Origin of the sequence: Streptomyces sp. CY-1 (genome assembly GCF_047218265.1) — a bacterium.
Lineage (GTDB): Bacteria > Actinomycetota > Actinomycetes > Streptomycetales > Streptomycetaceae > Streptomyces > Streptomyces niphimycinicus.
The window spans coordinates 5,785,574-5,809,245 of the sequence record NZ_CP178393.1 but is presented as its reverse complement, the minus strand read 5'-3'; the positions used below and the strand labels follow the sequence as shown (position 1 = coordinate 5,809,245).

The window sequence follows — 23,672 nt, the reverse complement described above, 5'->3', positions numbered from 1 at the left end:
CCGGTCGGATACCACCGCGTGGACCCCGCCGCGGGGGGTGGCCGCACGGAAGTGCCCGTACCGACCAACTGATCCGGACGCTGCTGCGGCGCCGTAAGGAGCCGCTGGCGATCGAGGACGTCACCGTCGTCGACAAGCCGGGGATGCGCCGCGCGGTCGCGGCGACCGCGATCGGCAACACCATGGAGTGGTTCGACTTCGGTGTCTATGCCTATGTCGCGGTCACCCTCGGCAGGGTCTTCTTCCCCGCCGACAACCCCGCCACCCAGGTGGTCTCCACGTTCGCCACGTTCGCCGTGGCGTTTCTGGTGCGGCCGCTGGGCGGGCTGGTGTTCGGGCCGCTGGGCGACCGGATCGGGCGGCGGCGGGTGCTGTCCACCACCATGATCATGATGGCGACCGGCACCTTCGCGGTGGGCCTGCTGCCCGGCTATACCCGGATCGGCTTCGCCGCCCCGCTGCTGCTCCTGGCCTGCCGGGTGGTGCAGGGCTTCTCGACCGGCGGTGAGTACGCGGGGGCGACCACCTACATCGCCGAGTTCGCGCCCGATCAGCGCCGTGGCTTCCTCGGCAGTTGGCTCGACTTCGGCACCTTCATCGGCTATTCGCTGGGCTCCGGTCTGGTCACCGTGCTCACCGCGGTCATCGGTGAGACCGGGATGGTGGAGTGGGGCTGGCGGGTGCCGTTCCTGGTGGCGGGGCCGCTGGGGCTGATCGGTCTGTATATGCGGCTGCGGCTGGAGGAGACCCCGGCGTTCCAGCAGGAGGCCGAGCGGGCGGCCGAGGCGGCGCAGGCGGCGGAGGCGCACGGCGAAACGGTGCCGGTCGAGGCGGCCCGCCAGTCCGGTCATGGGCGGCTGAAGGAGATCTTCACCCGGCACTGGGAGGCGATGCTGATCTGCATGGGCCTGGTGCTGCTGTACAACGTCACCAACTACATGGTGACGTCGTATCTGCCGACGTATATGACCTCCACGCTCGGCCAGGACCCCACCACGGCCCAGGTGCTGGTGCTGGGCACCATGCTGTTCGTGGTGCTGGCGATCACGGTGGTCGGGCGCGGTTCCGACCGCTGGGGGCGGCGGCCGCTGTTCCTGTTCGGCAGTCTGGGCCTGGTGGCGCTGGCCATTCCGGCGGTGCTGCTGATCCGGGCGGGCGGTGTGCTGATGCCCGCGATCGGCTGTCTGATCCTGGGCGCGATGCTGGTCACCTTCGCGGGGACGAGCGCCGCCACGCTTCCGGCGCTGTTCCCGACCCGGCTGCGCTACGGCGCGCTGTCGATCTCGTACAACCTCTCCGTGTCGCTGTTCGGCGGGACGACGCCGCTGCTGGCCTCTTGGCTGGTGGCCACCACGCACAACACGCTGGTGCCCGCCTTCTACCTGATGGCGGCGGGGGTGATCGGGCTGATCGCCACGCTGTTCCTGCACGAGACGGCGGGGAAGCCGCTGCGCGGTTCGGGGCCCATGGTGGAGACCGAGGAGGAGGCGCGTACGGCCGTGGCCGAGAGCCGTACGGAGGCCGGGCGGCACGCCCGCGACGTCTGGATCCGGCTGCGCCACCCCTGGGCGGGGGCGGGCCACCGGGAGGGGGAGGGCGAGGAGTGATCCGGCCCGGGCCTCAGCCCTTGCCCACGGCGCTGACTCACCCGCTGACTCACCCCTTGCCCATGGCGCGGGTGAGGGTGATTTCGATCAGGACGCGGTCGGGGTTGGGGCGCGGGGTGCGCTCGTAGCGCTCGGCGTAGCGGCGTACCGCCTCCGCGATCAGCTCGGGCTCCTCGCGTACGACCGCGAGCCCCTCCAGCGTGGCCCACCGCCTGCCCGCCAGTTGGCAGACCGCGACCCGCGCACCGCCCTCGCCCGCCGCCCGGACATGGGCGACCTTACGGCTGTGGCGGTTGGCGATGACGCGGGCGAGCCCGGCCTCGGGGTCGTAGGTGACACCGACCGGGACGACATGCGGGGTGCCGTCCGGGCGGGGGGTGGTCAGGGTGCAGACATGGCGTTCGCGCCAGAAATCGAGGTACTCGGGATCGGGGTTGCGGGGGTCGACAGGCATGGTCCAGAACCTACCGACATGGCCCGGAACCTCAGACCAGGGGAGTGGCGTGAGCGAGATTGAGTGGAATAGACTCAACTTTGCGGAGGTTGGGTAGGGCAGGATGAGAAGATCGCAGCGAGGAGGAGCACAGGGACGTGGATGCCGAGCTGACCAACAAGAGCCGGGCGGCGCTGAGCGCCGCCAATGACCGGGCGGTGTCCTCCGGACACGCGGATATGACGCCCGCGCATCTCCTGCTCGCCCTGCTCCAGGGCCAGGACAACGAGAACGTCATGGATCTGCTGGCAGCCGTAGAGGCCGACGCGGCCCATGTGCGCGGCGGCGCCGAGCGGCTGCTCGCCGCCCTGCCCAGCGTCCAGGGCTCCACCGTGGCCCCGCCGCAGGCCGGCCGCGAGCTGCTCGCCGTCGTCGCGGACGCCACCCAGCGGGCCAGGGAACTGGGGGACGACTATGTCTCCACCGAGCATCTGCTCATCGGCATCGCCGCCAAGGGCGGCCAGGCCGGTGAGCTGCTCGACCAGCAGGGGGCGAGCGCCAAGAAGCTGCTCGCCGCGTTCGAGAAGGTCAGGGGTGGACAGCGGGTGACGACGGCCGATCCGGAGGGCACGTACAAGGCCCTGGAGAAGTTCGGCACGGACTTCACCGCTGCCGCGCGCGAGGGCAAGCTGGACCCGGTCATCGGCCGGGACCAGGAGATCCGCCGGGTGGTGCAGGTGCTCTCCCGGCGCACCAAGAACAACCCGGTGCTGATCGGCGATCCGGGCGTCGGTAAGACGGCCGTCGTCGAAGGGCTCGCCCAGCGGATCGTCAAGGGCGACGTCCCCGAGAGCCTGCGCGACAAGCGCCTGGTCGCCCTCGACCTCGGCGCGATGGTCGCGGGCGCGAAGTACCGCGGTGAGTTCGAGGAGCGGCTGAAGACCGTCCTGGCCGAGATCAAGTCCAGCGACGGCCAGATCATCACCTTCATCGACGAGCTGCACACCGTGGTCGGCGCGGGCGCCGGCGGCGACTCCGCGATGGACGCGGGCAATATGCTCAAGCCGATGCTGGCCCGCGGTGAGCTGCGCATGGTCGGCGCCACCACGCTGGACGAGTACCGCGAGCGGATCGAGAAGGACGCCGCGCTCGAGCGCCGCTTCCAGCAGGTGCTGGTCGCCGAGCCGACCGTCGAGGACACCGTCGCCATCCTGCGCGGGCTCAAGGGCCGCTACGAGGCCCACCACAAGGTGCAGATCGCCGACGGCGCGCTGGTGGCCGCCGCCGCCCTCTCCGACCGGTACATCACCTCCCGCTTCCTGCCCGACAAGGCCATCGACCTGGTCGACGAGGCGGCCTCCCGGCTCCGGATGGAGATCGACTCCTCCCCCGTGGAGATCGACGAGCTCCAGCGGTCGGTGGACCGGATGCGGATGGAGGAGATGGCGCTCGCCCGGGAGACCGACGAGGCCAGCAAGCTGCGGCTGGACAAGCTGCGCCGCGACCTCGCCGACAAGGAGGAGGAGCTGCGCGGGCTCACCGCCCGCTGGGAGAAGGAGAAGCAGGGCCTCAACCGTGTCGGTGAGCTCAAGGAGAAGCTGGACGAGCTGCGCGGCCAGGCCGAGCGCGCCCAGCGCGACGGCGACTTCGACACCGCCTCCAAGCTGCTGTACGGGGAGATCCCGGCCGTCGAGCGGGAGCTGGCCGAGGCGTCGGAGGCCGAGGCCGAGGTCCAGCAGGACCGCCCCACCATGGTCAAGGAGGAGGTCGGCCCGGACGATGTGGCCGATGTGGTCGCCTCCTGGACCGGCATCCCCGCCGGCCGGCTGCTGGAGGGCGAGACCAAGAAGCTGCTGCGCATGGAGGACGAGCTGGGCAAGCGGCTGATCGGCCAGATGGAAGCCGTAAGGGCGGTATCGGACGCCGTGCGCAGGACCCGCGCGGGCATCGCCGACCCGGACCGGCCCACCGGTTCGTTCCTCTTCCTCGGCCCCACCGGCGTCGGCAAGACCGAGCTGGCCAAGGCGCTCGCCGACTTCCTCTTCGACGACGAGCGGGCCATGGTCCGCATCGACATGAGCGAGTACGGCGAGAAGCACAGCGTGGCCCGGCTGGTCGGCGCCCCGCCCGGATACGTCGGCTACGAGGAGGGCGGCCAGCTCACCGAGGCGGTGCGCCGCCGCCCGTACAGCGTGGTGCTGCTGGACGAGGTGGAGAAGGCCCACCCCGAGGTCTTCGACGTCCTGCTCCAGGTCCTGGACGACGGGCGGCTCACCGACGGCCAGGGCCGGACGGTGGACTTTCGCAACACCATCCTGGTGCTCACCTCCAACCTGGGCAGCCAGTACCTGATGGATCCGCTGCTCGGCGACGAGGAGAAGAAGCAGAGCGTGCTGGAGACCGTGAGGACCTCCTTCAAGCCGGAATTCCTCAACCGCCTGGACGACCTCGTGGTCTTCTCCGCGCTCAGCGGGCCGGAGCTGGCCCGGATCGCCGAGCTCCAGATCGCCCGGCTGGCCCGCCGCCTCGCCGACCGCAGGCTGACCCTCGACGTCACCCCGGCCGCGCTGGAATGGCTGGCCGAGGAGGGCAACGACCCGGCGTACGGGGCGCGCCCGCTGCGCCGGCTGATCCAGACCGCCATCGGAGACCAGCTCGCCAAGGAGATCCTCGCCGGGGAGATCCGCGACGGCGACAAGGTCCGGGTGGACCGGGTCGGCGACGGCCTGCTGGTGGGCCCCGCGCAATAGGTCCCGCCGGTCCCTGTTCGGCCGGATCGGGCAATGTACGGCCGGGGTTGCACGGCGGGGGCGGGTGTGAGGGAGGATGGCGGTATTCCATACGAAGGGAAATCCACGGTGAGCATCGACCCGTCCTCGATTCCGAATTTCGGGGGTCAGCCCGAGCCCGAACCGACGGGTCCGAGCGGCCCCGTGCTGCCCGACCAGGATCTGGTCAAGCAGCTACTGGAGCAGATGGAGCTGAAGTACGTCGTCGACGAGGAGGGGGACCTCGCCGCGCCGTGGGAGCAGTTCCGCACCTATTTCATGTTCCGCGGGGAGGAGGAGCAGCAGGTCTTCTCCGTCCGTACGTTCTACGACCGGCCGCACGGCATCGATGAGAAGCCGCGGCTGCTCGAGGCGCTCGACGACTGGAACCGCCGCACGTTGTGGCCGAAGGTCTACACCCACACCAATGACGACGGCACGGTCCGGTTGATCGGCGAGGCGCAGATGCTGATCGGCACCGGCGTCAGCCTTGAGCACTTCGTGTCCAGCACGGTGAGCTGGGTGCGGGCTTCGATCGAGTTCGACCGCTGGCTGGTCGAACAGCTCGGTCTGGAGGCCGACATCGAGTCCGACGGCGAGGACAAGCCGGACGACGGCGACGGCCAGGTCTGAGCCGGGAGCCGTATCGCAAGCCCTGGGCCCGCCCGTATCGCGGTCAGGCCGGGCTGCCGGCCATGGTCAGCAGATACGCCCCATAGAGACAGGAGAGCCCGGCCAGTACGCCGCCCACCAGGACGGCGGTGCGTGGCCGGGCTCTTGCCATCGCCAGCGCCGCCGGGAACAGCAGCGGGAAGGCGGGCAGCAGAAAGCGCGGCTTGGACGCGAAGTAGTGCGAGCCGGTGAGCGCGATGAACACCAGGGCCAGGGTGTAGACGACCAGCGGCAGCGGCGGCGGGCGCAGCGCGAGGCAGACGAGCGAGACCAGCGAGGCGCCGATGACGATCAGGGACATGTAGTGCGGCGGTGTGCCGCCCCCCATGATCAGGCCGCGGACGGAGCGGAAGACGCTCGCACCGAGATCGAGAGAGGTGCCCCAGCGGTCCTGGACGTCCAGATAGCCGTGCCAGGTGCCGCGCCGCACTCCCACCCAGCCGGTGTAGCCGAGCCAGCCGAGCGGTGAGAGCGCCGCGCCCGCCCACACCCGCCAGGACGTACGCCCACGGCGCCGCCAGACCTCGGCGGCCGCGCACGCGCACACCGCCGCCGCGACCGCGATCCCATTGGGCCGGGTGGCCCCCGCGCACAGCGCGAGCGCCCCGGCCCACAGCCACCGCCGGGTCAGCAGCGCGTACAGCGACCAGGCCGCCAGCGCGGTCAGCAGCGACTCCGTGTACCCCATGGACTCGACGACCGCATGCGGCAGCAGCCCCCACAGCACGACCAGCATCAGGGCCGCTCGCCGCCCGTACAGCCGCTCCCCGACCGCGTGGATGCCCCAGGCCGCCAGCCCGGCCGCGACCCAGGTGATCAGCAGCCCCGCCGTCACCGCGCTCAGGGGCAGGACGCTGGTGACGGCCCTGATCAGCGCCGGGTAGAGCGGGAAGAACGCGAGATCGCTGAAGGTCAGGCCGGGGTGGGTGACGGAGGGCCGGCTGGTGCCGTAGCCGTGCTGGGCGATGCCCACGTACCAGATGCTGTCCCAGTAGTGCCCGAGCTGCGTCCGCGGATGCTTCCCGGTCCGCCAGGCCCCCACCGCCACGCATCCGATCCCGGCGGCCCGCACCGTCGCGTACACCGCCAGCGCGGGCCACGCCCGCCCCAGCGACGCCCGCACCCCCCGCCGGGTGGCCGGTCGTCCGGGCGGCTCCGGGGGCCGGGTGGACGCGGTGGTGTCGGCGGACACGGAAACCTCCGGTGCGGGCGCCCGACGGACATGCGCCGAGCCCCCGGGAGGGGACGGACCAGGGGGGCTCGGCGGACACACCGACCATCCGCCAGGCAGCGGCCGCCCGCGACCTGGAAGGCCCATCCGGGGGAGGCGCACCGGGCCTGCCCGGTCCCTGCCCAGGTGACCGGAGGCGCCTCCTCAGCCCGTGCCGAGCGTCTTCAGACGGGCGACGGCGTCCGTAAGGACCTCATCACGCTTGCAGAAGGCGAAGCGGACGAAGGGGGAGCCCTGGTCCTGGTGGTCGTAGAAGACCGCGTTCGGGACGGCGACCACGCCGCAGCGCTCGGGGAGGGAGCGGCAGAAGGCGAAGCCGTCGGTCTCGCCCAGGGGCCGGATGTCGGTGGTGATGAAGTACGTGCCCGAGGGGCGGAAGACCTGGAAGCCCGCGTCGGTCAGGCCGTCGGCCAGCAGATCGCGCTTGGCGCGCAGATCCTCGCGGATGCCGTGGAAATAGGCGTCGGGCAGCCGCAGCGCCTCGGCGACCGCGTACTGGAAGGGCCCCGCCGAGACATAGGTGAGGTACTGCTTGGCCGAGCGCACCGCCGTGACCAGCTCGGGAGCGCCGGTCACCCACCCGACCTTCCAGCCGGTGAACGAAAACGTCTTGCCGCTGCTGCTGATGGTGACGGTCCGCTCGCGCATCCCGGGGAAGGAGACGAGCGGGGTGTGCGCGGTGCCGAAGACGAGATGCTCGTAGACCTCGTCGGTGACCACCAGCAGATCGCGCTCGACGGCCAGCTCGGCGACCGCGGCCAGCTCATCATGGGTGAGCACGGTGCCGGTGGGGTTGTGCGGGGTGTTGAGCAGGATGAGCCGGGTGCGATCGGTGACGGCGGCTCGCAGCTCGTCCAGATCCAGCCGGAAGGTGTCCCCGTCGGGCCGGAGGGTGACCGGGACGCGCACCCCGCCCGCCATGGCGATACAGGCGGCGTACGAGTCGTAGTACGGCTCCAGCGCGACCACCTCGTCCCCCGGCTCCACCAGCGCCAGCAGCGACGCCGCGATGGCCTCGGTGGCGCCCGCGGTGATCAGCACCTCGCTGTCGGGGTCGAAGCCCAGCCCGTACCAGCGCCGCTGGTGCTCGGCGACGGCGGCACGCAACTCGGGCACCCCGGGTCCGGGCGGGTACTGATTACCCCGCCCGTCCCGCAGCGCCCGTACGGCGGCCTCGCGCACCTCCTCGGGCCCGTCGGTGTCCGGAAAGCCCTGGCCCAGATTGATCGCGCCGGTGCGCACGGCGAGGGCGGACATCTCGGCGAAGATCGTGGTCCCGAAGGCGGCCAGTCGGCGATTGAGCGGCGGTCGTCCCATGCCGCCCATACTCCGCCGAACATCCGGACTTCCTCAAGCCGCCCCTGCCCCGCGCGTGGAGTGGTCCGGGGTTTTCATCCCCGCGAGGTACGGGGACTCGGCCGGGCCCTCATAGGCCGATCAGTCGCACGCGGTCATCGCAGAGCTTGGCCATGTCGTCGGTGTCGGAGGTGAGTACGGCGACTGGTGGCGGCTGGCGTAGTGCTGCCTCGGCGACGGTGGCGTCGATCGCGTATTTGTGCCCGTGCAGTCCTGCTGACTTGAGCAGTTCGGCGGCTGCCTTGGCCGCCTGTTCGGTAACGGGTTCGACTTTTACCCGTGAGAGGGCCCAGTGCAGGCGTGGGAGATTCACTCGCGAATGACTGACTTCGACGATGGTGTTGGCGCTGACGACGAGATCAGCTCCCATTTCGTGGAACACCTGGAACATCGCGAGAGCCTTCCGGTCCTGGGCGACCCAGGCGGACAGCCCCTGGGAGTCCAGGACGACGGTCTCGAGGTTTGTGCTCACGCGGCGTCCGTATGGTCGGCCCGGTCGGCAGTGCCGAAGATCTTGGCGCGGGCTTCGGCCAGCTCTTCGTCCGTGAAGGCGCCTTGTTCTTCCTGGTGGCGCCGTAGATCGTCGCCGAGGAGTTGGTGGCGGATCTGGCGGGCTACCGCTTCGGCCACATAGCCGGACACGTTGTCGGTGAGCTTCCGCAGCTCGGCGACCTGCTCGGTGGGCAGGGTGACGGTGATACGCGTCGTGGCGGACATGAGCCGAGCATACTCCAGTATGCGTGCGATTGATGTCCGATGCGGTGACCGGTGTGGGGGCGCCGCGCTCGATGGTGGTGCCACCCGGCGCGAGGCGCACTCGCTGGTTTCCGCGCTCGTTTTCATCGGCGTGATGGGCGGGTACTCGGCCGGGTCGGAATGCATTGACTGTGATCGATTGCGCTTTTGCCGGAGTCGTGAGGCCCCGCGGGAGGCGAGATGGCCAAGCACATGACACAGCAGGCGGGGGCCTGGCCGCGGCTTCGGCTGGAGGACTGGGCCGAGGCGCGGGACACGCTGCATATGTGGACCCAGATTGTCGGGAAGATCCGGCTGGATCATGCGCCACCGGCCAATCAGTGGTGGCAGGTGACCCTGTATGTCACGCCGCGCGGGCTGAGTACGTCGACGATTCCGTATCGGTCCGGGGCGTTCGATATCGAGTTCGACTTCGTCGATCAGCGGCTGGGGATTCGGGTCAGTGACGGGAGCCGACGCGAGCTGGCGCTGGAGTCCAAATCGGTGTCCCAGTTCTACTCCGAGATCATGGGTGTGCTGGGAGAGCTGGGCATCCAGACCCGGGTGTACCCCCGCCCGAACGAGGTGCCCGTGTCGATTCCATTCCCCGAGGATCACCGGCACGCGGTGTACGACCCACACGCCACCCGGCTCTTCTGGGGCCAATTGCTGAGCGCGCAACGGGTGTTCGGGGAATTCAGGTCGCATTTCGTCGGCAAGGCCAGCCCCGTGCACTTCTTCTGGGGAGCGATGGACCTGGCCGTGACCCGCTTCTCCGGCCGCACCGCGCCGCCGCATCCCCCCGGCGGGGTGCCGAATCTGCCGGACCGGGTGACGCAGGAGGCGTACTCCGTCGAGCTGTCCAGTTGCGGCTTCTGGCCCGGCGGCGGCGAGGAGGGCGGCTTCTACTCCTACGCCTACCCCGAGCCCGCCGGTTTCGCCGACCAGCCGGTCCAGCCCGCGACGGCCTCGTACCGGCGGGACGTCGGCGAGTTCGTGCTGCCCTACGAGACGGTCGCCACCGCGGCCGATCCGGACCGGACGCTGAGCGAATTCCTGAACAGCACCTACGAGGCGGCCGCCGAACTGGCCGACTGGGATCGCGCGGTCCTGGAAGCCGACCCGCGTCACTGGGAGCACCGCATTCGCTGACACGCTCCCCTTCCTGCGCTTCATGAGCGTTTGTTGCCCGCCGTATGAGCAAACGATGACGGCGGGCGGAAAGCGGCATCCGGGCTGTTGTGCTGGGCGCATGAACAGTAACCACACGTCCCGTTCCCGGTATCCGTATACGTCCTCCCGGCGCCCCTCCCGTCACGTCCTGACCACGGTGGCCGCGGCCGTCGCGCTCGGTGTCGCCCTGGTCGGGTGCGGCGGTTCGGGCTCCGGTGGGCGGGCGGAGGGGAAGAGCACGACGGCGGAAGAGGTGCGGCGGACCGGTACGAAGGTGCTGTGGATGGGCGACTCCATCGCGGGCGCCGAAGGCCCTGCCCTGGGTGCGGCCCTGAAAGCGGGCGGCGTGGAGTTCAAGGACGCCTCGTCCGACGGTGGGGGCACGGTTGTCGCCGGCAACGAGAAGATCACGAAGATGATCGCTGCCGACACATGGCGGCAACTGGCCAAGAACGTCGAATCGTTCCAGCCCACCGTGATCGCCTACCAGGTCACCACGTACGACTGGGGAAGCCGGGATCAGCAGCGCGCCGCCTACGAAAAGCTCGTCAGGACGGCCGAGGACGCCGGGGCCAAGGCGGTGTTCGTACCGACCCCGCCCATCAAGATCGACGGGTTCTACGAGAAGTACGAGCCGCAGATGCGTACCGCCTCCCCGGTGGCCAAGGAGGTCGCCGACAACAGCGGCGGCGCGGCGGTGTTCCTCGATGCCGCGCGGCTGTGGGGCGCCGATGCCTCGGTGAAGAAGGCTCAGCGCGCTTCCGACGGGATCCACAACTGCCAGCAGGGGGCGGCTTCCTTCGCCGCCTGGTTCGCCACGGAGCTCAGTAAGACGGAACTCGGCAAGAAGGGCTTCACGCCCGCGGCCGTGGAGACCTGGGCCAACGGCTCGTGGACCGGTAATGACCGGTTTGCCAAGCTCAAGTGCGACGGTTGAGGAAGCGGCGCATCGTGGTGAGTGAGCGTCGTGCGCATATCGCCGCCCTCGACGGGCTGCGCGGGTTCGCGGTCGCGGCCGTGCTGCTCTTCCACGCCGGGCTGCTGCGCGGCGGCTTCCTCGGGGTCGATCTGTTCTTCGTGCTGTCCGGGTTCCTGATCACCGGGCTGCTCCTCGGCGAGACGGCGGGGCGCGGCCGGATCGCCCTGGCCGCGTTCTGGGGCCGTCGCGCCCGTCGTCTGCTGCCCGCCCTGGTCTGCGCGGTGGTCGTGACCATGGTGGCGATGTGGGCCTGGGGCACCCCGGCCCAACTGCGGTTCGCACTCGACGATGTGCCGTGGGTCGGGGCCCAGGCCGTCAACTGGCACTACATCGCCGAGCAGATCGGTTACTGGAATGCCTCCGACAGCCGGGCCTTCGCCCATCTGTGGAGCATCGGCGTGGAGTGGCAGTTCTATCTGGCCTGGCCGCTGGTGGTGGCGGTGGCGGCCTGGGGCCGGTACGGCGAGCGGATCGTGGCCCTGCTCGCCGGGTCGGGCGCCCTGGTCTCCCTCGCCCTGACCGTCTCGCTCGGCGCCGCGGTGGACACCACCCGCGCCTACGAGGGCACCGACACCCGCGCTGCCGCGCTGCTGCTCGGGGCGCTGGTGGCCACCGCGCCGGTACGCGATCTCGCGCGCCGGGTGCCGCGCCGCGCGGCCGACCTGGTGTGCCTGGTCCTGGCGGGCGGGCTCGTGGCGGCGTGGGCGATGGCCGAGGGCGAGAAGGCTCCACGGCTCTTCCAGGGCGGCCTCTTCCTGCACTCCCTGGCGGCTGCGGTGCTGATCGCCCTGATGGCCCAGGTACCGGGCACCCGCGCGGCCCGGATCGCGGGCAGCCGCCTGCCGCGCCGCATGGGTGAGGTCTCCTACAGCCTGTACCTGTGGCACTGGCCGGTGTATCTGCTGTTGCTGCCCCGGCTCTCCGGGCTCGGGGACTGGGGCGCCGCGGCCGTGGCGATCGGGGTGTCGCTGATGGCCGCCGCGGTGACGAAGCGGCTGGTCGAGGACCCGGTGCGGTTCCGCTCGGGGTGGGCGTGCGGTCGGCGCGGCCCGGCGGCGGTGGCGGCGCTGGCCCTCATCGGGGTCACGCTGTGGATGGCGGTCCCGGTCCCGGTGCTGGGCGCGGGTACTGTCGACATCAGCCGGCTGAGGTGATGATCCACGCGAACGGGCGGCGGCTCGGCCGCACCGTGGGCGACTGCCCGATACCTCCTCGACGCCGGACAACCGCACGCCCATGCCGGATAGCCGCGTGCGGATGCCGGACAACCGCACACGCCCATGCCGGATGGCCGCGTGCTGCTACCGGACAACCGCATGCTGAGACCGGATTGCCGCACGCTCTGTGGAAGGAGCCCTGTCCATGCACCGCGTACTGTTGATCGAGGACGATCCGGCCGTACGCCGCGGTGTCGTCCTGGGCCTGTCCCGCAATGGGCACGAGACCGAGGCGGTCGGCACCGGCGAGGACGGTCTGGAGGCGCTGGCCGCCTTCAAGCCCGACCTCGTGCTCCTCGATCTGATGCTGCCCGGCATGAGCGGCCTGGAGGTGTGCGGCCGTATCCGCGAGACCAGCCGTCTGCCGATCGTGATCCTGTCCGCGCGCGGCGACGACATGGACGTCGTGATCGGCCTGGAGGCGGGCGCCGACGACTATGTCGTCAAGCCCGCCAGCGCCGCGGTCATCGAGGCCCGTATGCGCGCGGTGCTGCGCCGCGTCGCGCCCGCCCAGGCCGACACCGGCGCGGCTGCCGGCTGCACCACCGTGGGCGATCTGGAGATCGACCGCGACGCGCTGATCGCCCGCAAGCGCGGTGCGGAACTCCCGCTCGCCCCGTCCGAGCTGAAGCTGCTGCTCTTCCTCAGCGCCGCGCCGAAGCGGACCTTCAGCCGCCAGCAGTTGCTCGAAGACATCTGGGAGCACAGCTACTACGGGGACGCCCGTCTGGTCGACGCCTGCGTGATGCGGCTGCGCGCCAAGATCGAGGAAGACCCGCGCCACCCGGTGTACGTCCAGACCGTGCGCGGCTTCGGCTACCGCTTCGGCCCGCTGCCCGCATGAGACTCGTGCTCCCGCGCGGCCTGCGCCCGCGCCTGGTCGTCGCCTTCCTCCTGGTCGCCGCGCTCAGCGCGCTCATCACCGCCGCGCTCACCTTCCGCCAGGCCCGCAGCGCCATCCTGGACCGCACCCAGAACAGCGCCGTCCGCGACCTGCGCCTTCAGATCGAGTCGCTCGCTCCCAATCTGCCGCCCGACCCCACCCCCACGGACCTGCGCACCTTCGCGCGCCAACTGGACCGCGCCTCGGGATCGCGCGGCTGGCATACGGCCGTCTCCCGTGACGGCGGCCCGCTCATCGGCACCGCGGACGAGATCGGCGGCGCCCTGCGCGCCGCGACAAAGGACGGCGACACCACCTACTACGAGCGTGTGGAGCGCACCGGTGATCCCCGGCTGCTCATCGGCATGCCGGTGACCTACACCAGCCGCGGCGATGGCGTGGAGAAACCGTCGGGGCTCGTCGTCTACGCGGTTCTGTCGCTGCACGGCGAACGGGCCGATATCTCCGCGCTGATCACCGCGGCCTGGGCGGGAGCCGTCCCCACACTCGCCTTCGCCGTCGTCCCCGCCCTGTTCGCGGCCCGCCGGGTACTGCGTCCGGTACGACAACTGCGTACCGCGGCCCAGAAGATCACATCGGGGGCCCTCGACACCCGCCTGGATGTCGTAGGCAAGGACGAACTCGCCGCGCTGACCAGCACGTTCAACACGATGGCCGCCACGGTGGAACGAGACGATGCGGAACTACGGCGTATGGAGGCCAACGCCCGCCGATTCGCCGCCGACGTCTCGCACGAACTGCGCACCCCGCTCGCCGCCATGGCCGCCGTCACCGACGCCCTCGACGAGGACGCCCGCTCCGGCACGCTCCCCCCGGACACCGCCGACGCGGTCCTCCTCATCAGCGACGAGACCCGCAAGCTGGCCGTCATGGTGGAGGACCTGATGGAGATATCCCGCTTCGACGCGGGCTCGGCGGTCCTGCACCTGGACGACGTGAGCCTGCGCACCGTCATCCACAAGACAGTTCAACTGCGCGGCTGGCGGGAGCCGGACGAGGTGATCACCGAGCTTCCCGAGGACGATCCGCGCATCCGGGTCGACGCACGGCGTATCGACGTCGTCCTCGCCAACCTGATCGGCAACGCACTGCGGCATGGCACCGCGCCCGTCACCGTCCGGGCGACCTCCACACCGGAGGCCGTCGTGATCGAGGTCGCCGACCACGGCCCCGGCATCCCGGATGACGTCCTGCCGCATGTCTTCGACCGTTTCTACAAGGCGGACGCCGCGCGGTCCCGCTCCGAAGGCAGCGGCCTCGGGCTCGCCATCGCGACGGAGAACGTACGGCTGCACGACGGCACCCTCACCGCCGCCAACCTCCCGGACCATGGCGCCGTGTTCACCGTGACCCTCCCGCACACGCCCGCCCCGGAGGAACGTTCATGAAACGCCGACTCGCCGCCGTCGCCGTGCTGTTGGCCGCCTGCTCGGTGGGGTGCGGGGTCGGTTCCGCCGGCCCGGTCCCGGCCGGTGCCCCGGCCTCCGGTCTGCAGAAGGGCTCCGCGTCCCCCTACGCCCGACTCTACTTCGTCGGCCCCTACGGCCTGCGGGCCGCGCCCCGTGAAGTGGCCTCCCCCGCGAGTCCGCAACAGGCCCTCGACCTCCTCCTCAAGGGCCCCGATACGGCCGAGCGGGCCCGTGGCCTGAGCACGGAGGTGCCCTCGAATCTCGGGCGCCTGATCGCGCGGGCCGCCGACGGCGCCGTGGACCTGTACCTCCCGGTGTCCGTGTCGAACATGACCGGCGGCGGCAGCCTCGGCCTCAGCCAGATCATCTGCACGACGGCCAACGCCCGGGTACCCGGCGGCAAGCGGTCCCCCGATGTGGACGTACGGGTCTATGAGGCGGGCTACACGACGGCATGGACCGTGCGATGCGACGCGGCGGGCAATGTCACCCCCGTGCCGAGGAGTTGACCTGGGGCGGCGGGTGCGGCCGGGGCGGTCGTGCTCGCTGAACCTCTGGACTTCCTCAACTTCGCTTTCGACCCGGGTGAGGTCGGGCAGGGGAGACGACAGGTACGAAGCGGTACCTCGCTACGGGGGATGGGAAGGAGAGTGAGGACCATGGGTCCTGTCGTCATCTTGGTCGTGGTGGCGTTCACGTTCGCGGCGGTCGCCGCGCTGGGCGCCGGTCGGTCGAAGGGGTACAGCGGGCGGCGCAAGCGGTCCTGGAGCGCGGGGTCCGGCGGGGCGGCCGGTGGTAGCTGGTGGGCCGGTGGCGACGGCGGTGGTGGCCATCACGGGGGTGGGCACCACGGCGGCGGTGGCTGTGGCGGCGGAAGTGGTTGCGGTGGTGGAGGCGGCTGCGGTGGCGGCGGTGGTGGCGGTGGCGGTGGCTGCGGTGGGGGCGCCTGATCCCCTGGATCTCCTGGCCACCACGCGTCCTTGAGGTCGCTACGCCGTCCTTACGGTCACGCCGTCCATCTGGGCGCCACGCCGTTCCAACGGCCGTGAAGCAATGAGCCCGCGCCCGGCGCGCCAACGTGCGCCGGGCGCGGGCTTGTTGAACACTTGCCCTAGAAGGCGCCCTAGGGGGTGGAAACCCGGCGAAGATGGGTAAAAACGATGTGGCGCCCAGCATTTCATGATTCCGTATACCACCATCGACCTTACGGCCCCACGTGGGCACGAGCCGGCGTATGCGCATGCCCCTGGTCCACCGCGGGGCCGAGTCGGCCCATCTTTTTTCCAATGCGTGCTTGCGGAGCCGATCCATGCTCACGACCCTCAAGACTGCCTACACCGATACCCGCGCCGCTGACCTCGCCTGGGGCCTGGGACGGGAACCGCTTCCCGCCCTCGCCGTGCTTGATCTCCAACTCCACGGTTTCGACGTCCAGTTGAGGCTCCTGGGAGCCTCGCATCAGGTCCTCCTCGAAGGGGAGGGCAGCCGTTGCTCGGAGACCGTGGCCTGTATGTCCGGCAACAGCACCGCGCTTCCGCTGGGGGTTTCCACCCTCGTCGACGGCCGCGAATACGAATTCGCGGCGCGCGTCGAGGAGTTGTCGCAAGGAGCCTTCGCCGGGCGCGCGCAGGAGCTGCTCGCGCTGGTGGCCGACCATCCGCACGGGCTGGCGGGTACGTTTCCCGGCAGTCCGAACGCGTTCACGGCGCTGCTCGCGCAGTGGCACGAGGGCACGGTGGGGTGGCGGACCTGGCATGCCTACCCCCAGGAGGGGCGGTTGGTCACCACCCGCACCTGTGTGGGGGCCCGGGTGCCGGCCGCGCTCCGCCCGCCGGGCGCGGGCGGCCTCGAGATAGGTGGCCTGCCCGATGGGCGGTCGCCCCAAGTGCCGTGTGCCTAAAGGGGGTCCAGGTGTTCGCGAGGTCATCGATGCCCGATGCGTGAACGGCAATGCACTCGTGTGGGGGACGAGGCGTAAGCGATATGTAACGTAGCGTTCCCTTTGTGATCGATTCGCCGATGTCCGCCGTCTCGGATGCGCCGTCGTCGCCGGAGTCCGGCCCTCCGGCGCGGCTGCCCGTGACGGCGGCGCTCGGCCGCTTCCTCGTTCTCGGTGCCGTTTTCGTCTGCGCCGCCTGTGGTCTCGTCTACGAGCTCGAACTCGTCGCGCTGGCCTCGTACTTGGCGGGTGACTCGGTCACCCAGGCATCCGTGGTGCTGTCCGTGATGGTCTTCGCCATGGGCGTCGGCTCGCTGCTGGCCAAGCGGCTGCGCTGCCGGGCCGCCGTCGGCTTCGGCGCGGTCGAGGCGGTTCTCGCGCTCGTCGGCGGCTGTTCGGCGATGGCGCTGTACGCGTGCTTCGCATGGGGCGGCCACTCGCGCTCCGCGCTCGTCGGCTTCTCGTTCGCGATCGGGGTGCTCATCGGGGCCGAGGTGCCGCTGCTGATGACCCTCATCCAGCGGGTGCGCCGACAGGACGCGGGCGGCGCGGTCGCCGATCTGTTCGCGGCGGACTATGTGGGCGCGCTGGTCGGCGGGCTCGCCTTTCCGTTTCTGCTGCTGCCCGCGTTCGGGCAGTTGACCGGCGCGCTGGTCACCGGCGCGGTCAACGCGGTCGCGGGCGGGGCGCTGGTGCTCTGGCTGTTCCGCCGCGATCTGACCGTACGGGCGCGGTGGACCCTGATCGTCGCCAACGGGCTGGTGCTCGCCGCGCTGACCGCCGGTGCCGTGCTGACCCCCTCCTTCGAGCGGGCCGCCCGGCAGGCCGTCTACGGACCGGGGGTGCGGGTCGCGCTGCGCACCGGCGAGCAGGAGATCGTGCTCGTGGGCGGCGGCGCGAGCGGGCGGCCGCTGGCCCTCTTCGTCAACGGGCGGCTGCGGGTCAGCGGGCGCGACGAGGTCCGCTACCACGAGGCGCTGATCCACCCGGCGATGGCCGCCGGACCGCATGGCCGGGTCCTGGTGCTGGGCGGGGGCGACGGGCTCGCGGCGCGCGAGGCCCTGAGGTACCCGGGGGTCCGTTCGGTGACCGTCGTGGAGCGCGACGCGGAGGTGGCGCGGCTGGCCCGGCGCGATCCGGGCCTGTCCGCGCTCAACGGCGGCGCCTACCGCGACCCGCGGGTGCGCGCGGTGACGGCGGACGCCTTCGACTGGCTGCGCCGGTCCATGGCGTACGACGTGGTGGTCTGCGATCTGCCCGCCCCCGAGCTTACCCCGAGCACCAAGTACTACTCGCAGGAGTTCTACGGCCTGGCCGAGCGGGTGCTGGCGCCCGGCGGCCGGCTGGTGGTCCACGCCGGGCCGCTGCGGCCCGACCCGCGGGCGTTCTGGACGGTGGACGCGACGATGCGCTCGGTCGGGCTGCGGACCGCGCCCTATGTGATCGACACCCCGCGTCCCGGCCGTGGCTCCCCGCACGACTGGGGCTTTGTGCTGGCCGCGCGCTCCCCGGTGGGGCTGCGGCTGGCCCCGCACGATCCGCGGCCGCGCTCGCTGACGGAGGAGGGGCTACGGGCGGCCCGCCGCACGGCCGAGCGGCATCGGGAGGCGGGGCCGCCTCCCTCCACGCTGATGCATCCGCGGTATGGGGAGTGAGGCGCCCTGGCGGGCCCTCGCCGGGGGCAAAGCCTCAGGGGGATCGCAGGGGGCGACCACAGGGCAAGGCCGCCGTGGCCCGGCGGTGGGCGGCGCGCCCGGTGCGGAAAGTTGACGGGGAACGGGTCTCAGATAACGAGCGATGGGTAGTGTCTTGAGCTATGGAGCATGAGGTGTTCGTTCCGTTTCCCGTCGACACCGTCCGGCTGGCGCTCGCGGAGCCCGATCGCGTCGCCCGTTGCGTTCCCGGGCTCCAGCGGGACGCCGATGAGGCCGCCGGGCCGCTTTCCGGCCGGTTGCGGCTGCGTATCGGCGGGTCCACCATCACCTACCGCGGTGTGCTGCGCGTCGGTCGGCGCGCCGATGTCTTCGAGATCGAGGGCGAGGGCACCGAGGCGCGCGGCAGCGGCTCGGTGAAGCTGGCGCTGACCGTGACGCCGAGGCCCGTCGAGGGCGGTACGGAGCTGGGCTTCGCCGGGACGGTGCACAGCGAGGGGCGGCTGGCCGAGTTCGACGACGAGGCGTCCACGACGGTGGCCCGCCGCATGCTGGACCGGTTCGCCTCGGCGCTCACCGCCGGGCTCCAGACGTCCCCGATCACCGCGCCCACCGAGGACGAGACCCCCGGCAGGCCCACCGCCGGGCCCACTGACGAGGCCACCGGCGACGAGGCCGGCGACGCCGGCACGGGCGTTGCCGCGGAGGAGTCCGGGCTGCCGACCGAGGCCGAGCTTCCGCTGTCGGCCGACGACATGGACATCGACGACGTCGGCGACCTCGAGGACGTCGACGACGCGGACGCCGCCGAGGAGCCCGTCGGCTTCGGCGACCTCGCCGATCTCGACGACCTGGACGACGAGCCCCCGGCCGAGGCCGCCCACGCCCGCCGCACGATGATCGGCCGCTCCACCGAGGAGGTCGACCACGCCCCGCCGCGCGGCCGCTACGCCCCCGTCCCCGCGCCCGAGACCGTCTCCACCAGCGCCACACTGCGCTGGGCCGCGCCCGCCGCGGCCGTGGTGCTCGCCTCCGTCGTCGTCGTGGGCCGTCGCGTACTTCGCCGCCGCCGATGAGCGTGTGCGCATAGGGTCGGTAGCTGTGACCACCGAAGAGACACCGGAGACCAAGGGCGTACGGCTGACCGCCGGGGACGCCGAGCTGACCGTCTCGCCCGAGAACGGCTGCCGTATCGGTTCACTGCGCATCGGCGGTACGGAGCTGCTGCGACAGGGCCCGCGGTTCGGGGCGTTCCCGATGGTGCCGTGGTGCGGCCGGACCGGTCTTGGCCGGTTCCGCAACGGCGGGCAGATCCACCAACTGCCCATCAACTCCCCGCCGCACGCGATCCACGGGACCGGCCGGAACGTGGCATGGAGCCAGGTCAGGAGCGGGGAGTCCAGCGCGGCCTTCACCTACGACCTCGCCGACCCCTGGCCGTACGAGGGCCGGGTCACCCAGACCTTCGAGCTCTCCCCGGACAGCGCGACCGTCACCATGAGCGTGGAGACCGAGGGCGATTCCTTCCCGGCGCAGGCGGGCTGGCATCCGTGGTTCCTGCGGAACCTGGGCGACGGCGGCGCCGATGCCGAGATCGCCTTCGACGCCGCATGGCAGGAGGAGCGCGGGGACGACCACCTCCCCACCGGCCGCCGGATCGCGCCGAAGCCCGGCCCCTGGGACGACTGCTTCGGGATGCCGCAGGGGGTGGACGTCACGCTCACCTGGCCCGGCCGGCTCGAGCTGAAGGTCAGCAGCCGGACGGAGTGGGTGGTCGTCTACGACGAGCAGGCGGAGGCGGTGTGCGTCGAACCGCAGTCCGGCCCGCCCAACGGCCTCAACCTCCTGCCCCGCCTGGTCACCCCCATCGATCCGCTGGAGCTCTCCATGACCTGGAGCTGGCGCACGCTGGCCTGACGCGGTCGGTCTCACGGTATGGAGTGCCTTGAGGGGTTCCGAGGGCCACCGCCTGAGGGCCACCGCCTAAGCTCATGCGCATGAGCGATGCGCGTGACGCCCTGCTACAGCAGATCAAGGACAAGGCCGTGGTCCACGGCAAGGTGACCCTCTCCTCCGGGCGTGAGGCCGACTACTACATCGACCTGCGCCGGATCACCCTGGACGCCGAGGCCGCGCCGCTGGTCGGGCAGGTCATGCTCGAGGCCACGGCAGAGCTGGAGTACGACGCCGTGGGCGGTCTGACGCTGGGCGCCGACCCGGTGGCAACGTCCATGCTGCACGCGGCGGCCGCGCGCGGACGCCGGCTCGACGCCTTCGTGGTCCGCAAGGCCCAGAAGACGCACGGGATGCAGCGGCGGATCGAGGGCCCGGACATCACGGGCCGCCGGGTGCTGGTGGTCGAGGACACCTCCACCACCGGCGGTTCGCCGCTGACCGCGGTGGAGGCGGCACGGGAGGCGGGCGCTGAGGTCGTCGCGGTGGCGACGATCGTCGAGCGCGGCGCCGCGCCGGCGATCGCGGACGCCGGACTGCCGTACCTCCCGGCGTACTCGCTCACCGACCTCGAGCTGAGCTGAATCGTGGCGGGTGGGGTGGTCGGACGTTTCACGTGAAACCACCCACCCCCGTCCGTGTGGTCTCCGCGTGCGCCGTGTGGAGCAATCGACGGAGTCTGGGATTATGGCCCCGACGATGACGTCGCCCCTAGGTCAGGGCCGAGTACGACTAACCCGCACATACAAGGAGCGGTCAGATGCCCATCGCATCCCCTGAGATCTACAACGAGATGCTCGACCGGGCGAAGGCGGGCAAGTTCGCCTACCCGGCGATCAATGTGACCTCGACGCAGACTCTGCACGCCGCCCTCCGCGGCTTCGCCGAGGCGGAGAGCGACGGCATCGTCCAGATCTCCACCGGTGGTGCCGAGTTCCTGGGTGGCCAGTACAGCAAGGACATGGTGACCGGTGCGGTCGGTCTGGCCGAGTTCGCGCATGTCGTCGCCGAGAAGTACCCGGTGAACATCGCCCTCCACACCGACCACTGCCCGAAGGACAAGCTGGACGGCTATGTCCGTCCGCTGCTCAAGATCTCCCAGGAGCGCGTGGCCAACGGTCAGAACCCGCTGTTCCAGTCCCATATGTGGGACGGCTCCGCCGAGACGCTCGACGACAACCTCCGCATCGCGCGGGAGCTGCTCGCCGAGGCCGTCAAGGCGAAGATCATCCTCGAGGTCGAGATCACCCCGACCGGTGGCGAGGAGGACGGCGTCACCCACGAGATCAACGACAAGCTGTACACGACGGTCGATGACGCGCTGCGCACCGCCGAGGCCATCGGCCTGGGCGACAAGGGCCGCTACCTGCTCGCCGCCTCCTTCGGCAACGTCCACGGCGTCTACAAGCCGGGCAATGTCGTCCTCCGCCCGGAGCTGCTGCGTGAGCTCCAGGACGGTGTCGCGGCGAAGTACGGCAAGCAGGACCCGTTCTACTTCGTCTTCCACGGCGGCTCCGGCTCCACGGAGGAGGAGATCCGCACCGCGCTGGAGAACGGCGTGGTGAAGATGAACCTCGACACGGACACCCAGTACGCCTTCACCCGCCCGATCGCGGACCACATGTTCCGCAACTACGACGGGGTGCTGAAGGTCGACGGCGAGGTCGGCAACAAGAAGCAGTACGACCCGCGGAGCTGGGGGAAGCTGGCCGAGAAGGGGATGTCGGAGCGGGTCACCCAGGCTTGCGCGAACCTTCGGTCCACCGGGACGAAGCTGAAGTAGTTCGTTCTCCGGCTCGCCCTTACGGGCCCGGCGGCTCGCCTTCGCGGCGAGTCGCCGGGCCCGTTCGCGTTCTGCGCTGGCTCTGCGGGGCCGACCCGAGGGATGATCCAGGTATGGGCGGCGCCACGCCCGGAGCGGGCCGCGCTCCGGGCAACGGTGAGCCGGTCAGGCTTTCCGTGCCGGCCGGGCGGTGGCTGGTGTTCACCACCGTGCTGGGCTCCGCCATGGCCCTGCTCGACAGCACCGTCGTCAATGTCGCCCTGCCGCGCATCGGGCTCGACCTGGGTGCCGATCTCCCCGTACTCCAGTGGACCGTCAACGCCTACATGCTCACCCTCGCCGGGCTGATCCTGCTCGGCGGTGCGCTCGGGGACCGGTTCGGGCGGCGGCGGGTGTTCGTCACCGGGGTGGTGTGGTTCTCGCTGGCCTCGCTGGTGTGCGGGCTGGCGCCGAACGCCGGGGTGCTCATCGCCGCGCGGGCGCTGCAAGGCATCGGCGGGGCGCTGCTCACCCCCGGGTCGCTCGCGCTGATCCAGTCGGTGATCCACCCCGACGACCGGGCGCGGGCGATCGGGCTGTGGTCCGGCTTCGGCGGGATCGGGGCGGCGATCGGGCCGTTCCTCGGCGGCTGGCTGGTGGACGGGCCCGGCTGGCGCTGGGTGTTCTTCATCAATGTGCCGCTGGCCGCGGTGTGTGTGCCGGTGGCTTTGCGCCATGTACCGGAGACCAGCAATCCGCGGGCGCACGGGCGGTTCGATGTCCTCGGCGCCCTGCTGGGGGCGGCGACCCTCGGGCTGATCACCTACGCGCTGATCGCCGCGCCGCAGAAGGGCGCCTCGCCCGCCGTGGTCGTTCCGGCCGTCGCCGGGCTGGCGATGGGGGTGGTCTTCGTCGCCGTGGAGCGCAGACGGCGCGAGCCGATGCTGCCGCTCTCCATCTTCTCCTCCCGCCAGTTCAGCGCCGTCAACGCGGTGACCCTGTGCGTCTACGCGGCCTTCGGCGGCTTCTTCTTCCTCTCGGTGCTCGATCTTCAGGTGGTCGTGGGCTACTCCGCGCTCGCCGCCGGTACCGCGCTGCTGCCGACGACCACGCTGATGCTGCTGCTGTCGGCCCGTTCGGGAGAGCTGGGCAAGCGCATCGGCCCGCGGATTCCGCTGACCGTGGGCCCGCTGCTGTGCGCGGCGGGGATGCTGCTGATGACCCGGGCCGGGGTGGGGGCGGTCTACTGGCGGGACATCCTGCCCGCGCTGCTGGTGCTGGGCATGGGCATGGTGGTGGTGGTCGCCCCGCTCACCGCGACCGTCCTGGCCTCGGTGGACGTCGCCCGCGCGGGTCTGGCCAGTGGCGTCAACAACGCGGCGGCCCGTGCGGCGGGCCTGATCGCGGTGGCGGCGCTGCCGCTGCTCGCGGGGATGGGCCCGGAGGCGTACCGGTCGGCGGACGCGTTCGGGGACACCTTCCGGCGGGCGATGCCGATCTGCGCCGGGGTGCTGGTGGTGGGGGCGGTCCTCGCCTGGCGCACGGTGCGCTCGGACGCTCTGGAGCCGGTGGGGCTGGAGCCCGCGGGGTTGGAGGCGGGCGCGGGGGCGGCCGCGGGGGCGGGAGTGGGCGCCGAAGCGGGTGCGGAGGCGGGCGCGGAGGTGGGCCCGGCGCCGGAGCGGGCCGAGCCGGGCGCCGCCGTGCCGGTGGAACGTGCCGAGGGCGCCGTACGGCCGGAGGGGCTGCTGTGCCGCCCTGAGTGCGCGTACCACTGCGGTGTGGCGGCGCCGCCCCTGGACCCGGGCGATCTGTCCGCGCCGCCGCCCCTGGACCCGGGCGAGCGACGCTCCGACACCTGACCCGCGCCCTCTTCACCCCTCGC

General features: G+C 71.3%; 22 protein-coding genes. 17 read left to right on the top strand and 5 right to left on the bottom strand.

The features are described from left to right. Nucleotides 1–68 precede the first annotated feature (68 nt). Complete coding sequence (gene proP / locus ACK1X7_RS24955; protein ID WP_385148255.1) at nucleotides 69–1,607, top strand: glycine betaine/L-proline transporter ProP; 1,539 nt, start codon at nucleotides 69–71, stop codon at nucleotides 1,605–1,607. Nucleotides 1,608–1,656: 49 nt separating this feature from the next. Here proP and ACK1X7_RS24950 read toward each other — a convergent pair whose 3' ends face one another. After that, complete coding sequence (locus ACK1X7_RS24950) at nucleotides 1,657–2,061, bottom strand: pyridoxamine 5'-phosphate oxidase family protein (protein WP_216343772.1); 405 nt, start codon at nucleotides 2,059–2,061, stop codon at nucleotides 1,657–1,659. A gap of 137 nt (nucleotides 2,062–2,198) precedes the next feature. On the opposite strand from ACK1X7_RS24950, the gene clpB reads away from it, so the two are divergent. Both clpB and ACK1X7_RS24940 read left to right on the top strand, forming a co-directional pair. After that, nucleotides 2,199–4,790, top strand: a complete 2,592-nt coding sequence (clpB, locus tag ACK1X7_RS24945; RefSeq protein ID WP_385148221.1) for an ATP-dependent chaperone ClpB — start codon at nucleotides 2,199–2,201, stop codon at nucleotides 4,788–4,790. A gap of 108 nt (nucleotides 4,791–4,898) precedes the next feature. After that, complete coding sequence (locus tag ACK1X7_RS24940; RefSeq protein ID WP_361495573.1) at nucleotides 4,899–5,441, top strand: YbjN domain-containing protein; 543 nt, start codon at nucleotides 4,899–4,901, stop codon at nucleotides 5,439–5,441. 43 nt (nucleotides 5,442–5,484) lie between these two features. Here the strand turns inward: ACK1X7_RS24940 and ACK1X7_RS24935 are convergent, their stop codons facing one another. The 4 genes from ACK1X7_RS24935 to ACK1X7_RS24920 form a co-directional block, all read right to left on the bottom strand. Next, on the bottom strand, nucleotides 5,485–6,672 hold the full coding sequence (locus ACK1X7_RS24935) for a hypothetical protein (protein WP_413115654.1): 1,188 nt from the start codon (nucleotides 6,670–6,672) through the stop codon (nucleotides 5,485–5,487). Nucleotides 6,673–6,855: 183 nt separating this feature from the next. Next, nucleotides 6,856–8,028: a pyridoxal phosphate-dependent aminotransferase gene (locus tag ACK1X7_RS24930; RefSeq protein ID WP_390793771.1), complete on the bottom strand. Its 1,173-nt coding sequence runs from the start codon at nucleotides 8,026–8,028 to the stop codon at nucleotides 6,856–6,858. 109 nt (nucleotides 8,029–8,137) lie between these two features. Beyond that, a complete protein-coding gene (locus ACK1X7_RS24925; RefSeq protein ID WP_385112705.1) occupies nucleotides 8,138–8,539 on the bottom strand; it encodes a PIN domain-containing protein in 402 nt (133 codons plus the stop codon). Next, a complete protein-coding gene (locus ACK1X7_RS24920; protein ID WP_102935284.1) occupies nucleotides 8,536–8,784 on the bottom strand; it encodes a type II toxin-antitoxin system CcdA family antitoxin in 249 nt (82 codons plus the stop codon). The genes ACK1X7_RS24925 and ACK1X7_RS24920 overlap by 4 nt, the downstream gene beginning before the upstream one ends. A 219-nt stretch (nucleotides 8,785–9,003) precedes the next feature. On the opposite strand from ACK1X7_RS24920, the gene ACK1X7_RS24915 reads away from it, so the two are divergent. The 14 genes from ACK1X7_RS24915 (at nucleotide 9,004) to ACK1X7_RS24850 (ending at nucleotide 23,649) form a co-directional block, all read left to right on the top strand. Next, complete coding sequence (locus ACK1X7_RS24915) at nucleotides 9,004–9,954, top strand: DUF5996 family protein (RefSeq protein ID WP_413115653.1); 951 nt, start codon at nucleotides 9,004–9,006, stop codon at nucleotides 9,952–9,954. A 100-nt stretch (nucleotides 9,955–10,054) separates the two neighbouring features. Further along, nucleotides 10,055–10,912 (top strand): SGNH hydrolase domain-containing protein, encoded by an 858-nt coding sequence (locus ACK1X7_RS24910; RefSeq protein WP_385148234.1) that lies wholly within the window; start codon nucleotides 10,055–10,057, stop codon nucleotides 10,910–10,912. A 17-nt stretch (nucleotides 10,913–10,929) separates the two neighbouring features. Beyond that, entirely contained in the window at nucleotides 10,930–12,108 is a 1,179-nt protein-coding gene (locus ACK1X7_RS24905; RefSeq protein WP_385148237.1) for an acyltransferase family protein, read from the top strand. Nucleotides 12,109–12,316: 208 nt separating this feature from the next. Then, entirely contained in the window at nucleotides 12,317–13,015 is a 699-nt protein-coding gene (locus tag ACK1X7_RS24900) for a response regulator transcription factor (protein ID WP_413115652.1), read from the top strand. After that, the gene (locus tag ACK1X7_RS24895) at nucleotides 13,012–14,463 is read left to right on the top strand and encodes an ATP-binding protein (RefSeq protein WP_385148242.1); all 1,452 of its coding nucleotides are present in this window, start codon (nucleotides 13,012–13,014) and stop codon (nucleotides 14,461–14,463) included. Before ACK1X7_RS24900 ends, ACK1X7_RS24895 begins: the two co-directional genes overlap by 4 nt. Continuing rightward, nucleotides 14,460–14,993 (top strand): hypothetical protein, encoded by a 534-nt coding sequence (locus ACK1X7_RS24890; protein ID WP_413115651.1) that lies wholly within the window; start codon nucleotides 14,460–14,462, stop codon nucleotides 14,991–14,993. Before ACK1X7_RS24895 ends, ACK1X7_RS24890 begins: the two co-directional genes overlap by 4 nt. 301 nt (nucleotides 14,994–15,294) lie before the next feature. Further along, complete coding sequence (locus ACK1X7_RS24885) at nucleotides 15,295–15,468, top strand: hypothetical protein (RefSeq protein WP_413115650.1); 174 nt, start codon at nucleotides 15,295–15,297, stop codon at nucleotides 15,466–15,468. A 325-nt stretch (nucleotides 15,469–15,793) separates the two neighbouring features. Further along, a complete protein-coding gene (locus tag ACK1X7_RS24880) occupies nucleotides 15,794–16,384 on the top strand; it encodes a DUF2617 family protein (RefSeq protein ID WP_014053793.1) in 591 nt (196 codons plus the stop codon). A gap of 119 nt (nucleotides 16,385–16,503) precedes the next feature. After that, on the top strand, nucleotides 16,504–18,078 hold the full coding sequence (locus tag ACK1X7_RS24875; protein WP_413116906.1) for a polyamine aminopropyltransferase: 1,575 nt from the start codon (nucleotides 16,504–16,506) through the stop codon (nucleotides 18,076–18,078). Between the two features lie 173 nt (nucleotides 18,079–18,251). Beyond that, on the top strand, nucleotides 18,252–19,151 hold the full coding sequence (locus ACK1X7_RS24870; protein ID WP_390793773.1) for an SRPBCC domain-containing protein: 900 nt from the start codon (nucleotides 18,252–18,254) through the stop codon (nucleotides 19,149–19,151). 25 nt (nucleotides 19,152–19,176) lie between these two features. Next, nucleotides 19,177–19,992: an aldose 1-epimerase gene (locus tag ACK1X7_RS24865; RefSeq protein ID WP_390793774.1), complete on the top strand. Its 816-nt coding sequence runs from the start codon at nucleotides 19,177–19,179 to the stop codon at nucleotides 19,990–19,992. A gap of 74 nt (nucleotides 19,993–20,066) precedes the next feature. After that, a complete protein-coding gene (pyrE, locus tag ACK1X7_RS24860; RefSeq protein ID WP_361495545.1) occupies nucleotides 20,067–20,612 on the top strand; it encodes an orotate phosphoribosyltransferase in 546 nt (181 codons plus the stop codon). A gap of 176 nt (nucleotides 20,613–20,788) precedes the next feature. Then, on the top strand, nucleotides 20,789–21,811 hold the full coding sequence (gene fbaA / locus ACK1X7_RS24855) for a class II fructose-bisphosphate aldolase (protein WP_385138613.1): 1,023 nt from the start codon (nucleotides 20,789–20,791) through the stop codon (nucleotides 21,809–21,811). Between the two features lie 113 nt (nucleotides 21,812–21,924). Next, complete coding sequence (locus ACK1X7_RS24850) at nucleotides 21,925–23,649, top strand: DHA2 family efflux MFS transporter permease subunit (protein ID WP_385138616.1); 1,725 nt, start codon at nucleotides 21,925–21,927, stop codon at nucleotides 23,647–23,649. Nucleotides 23,650–23,672 lie beyond the last annotated feature (23 nt).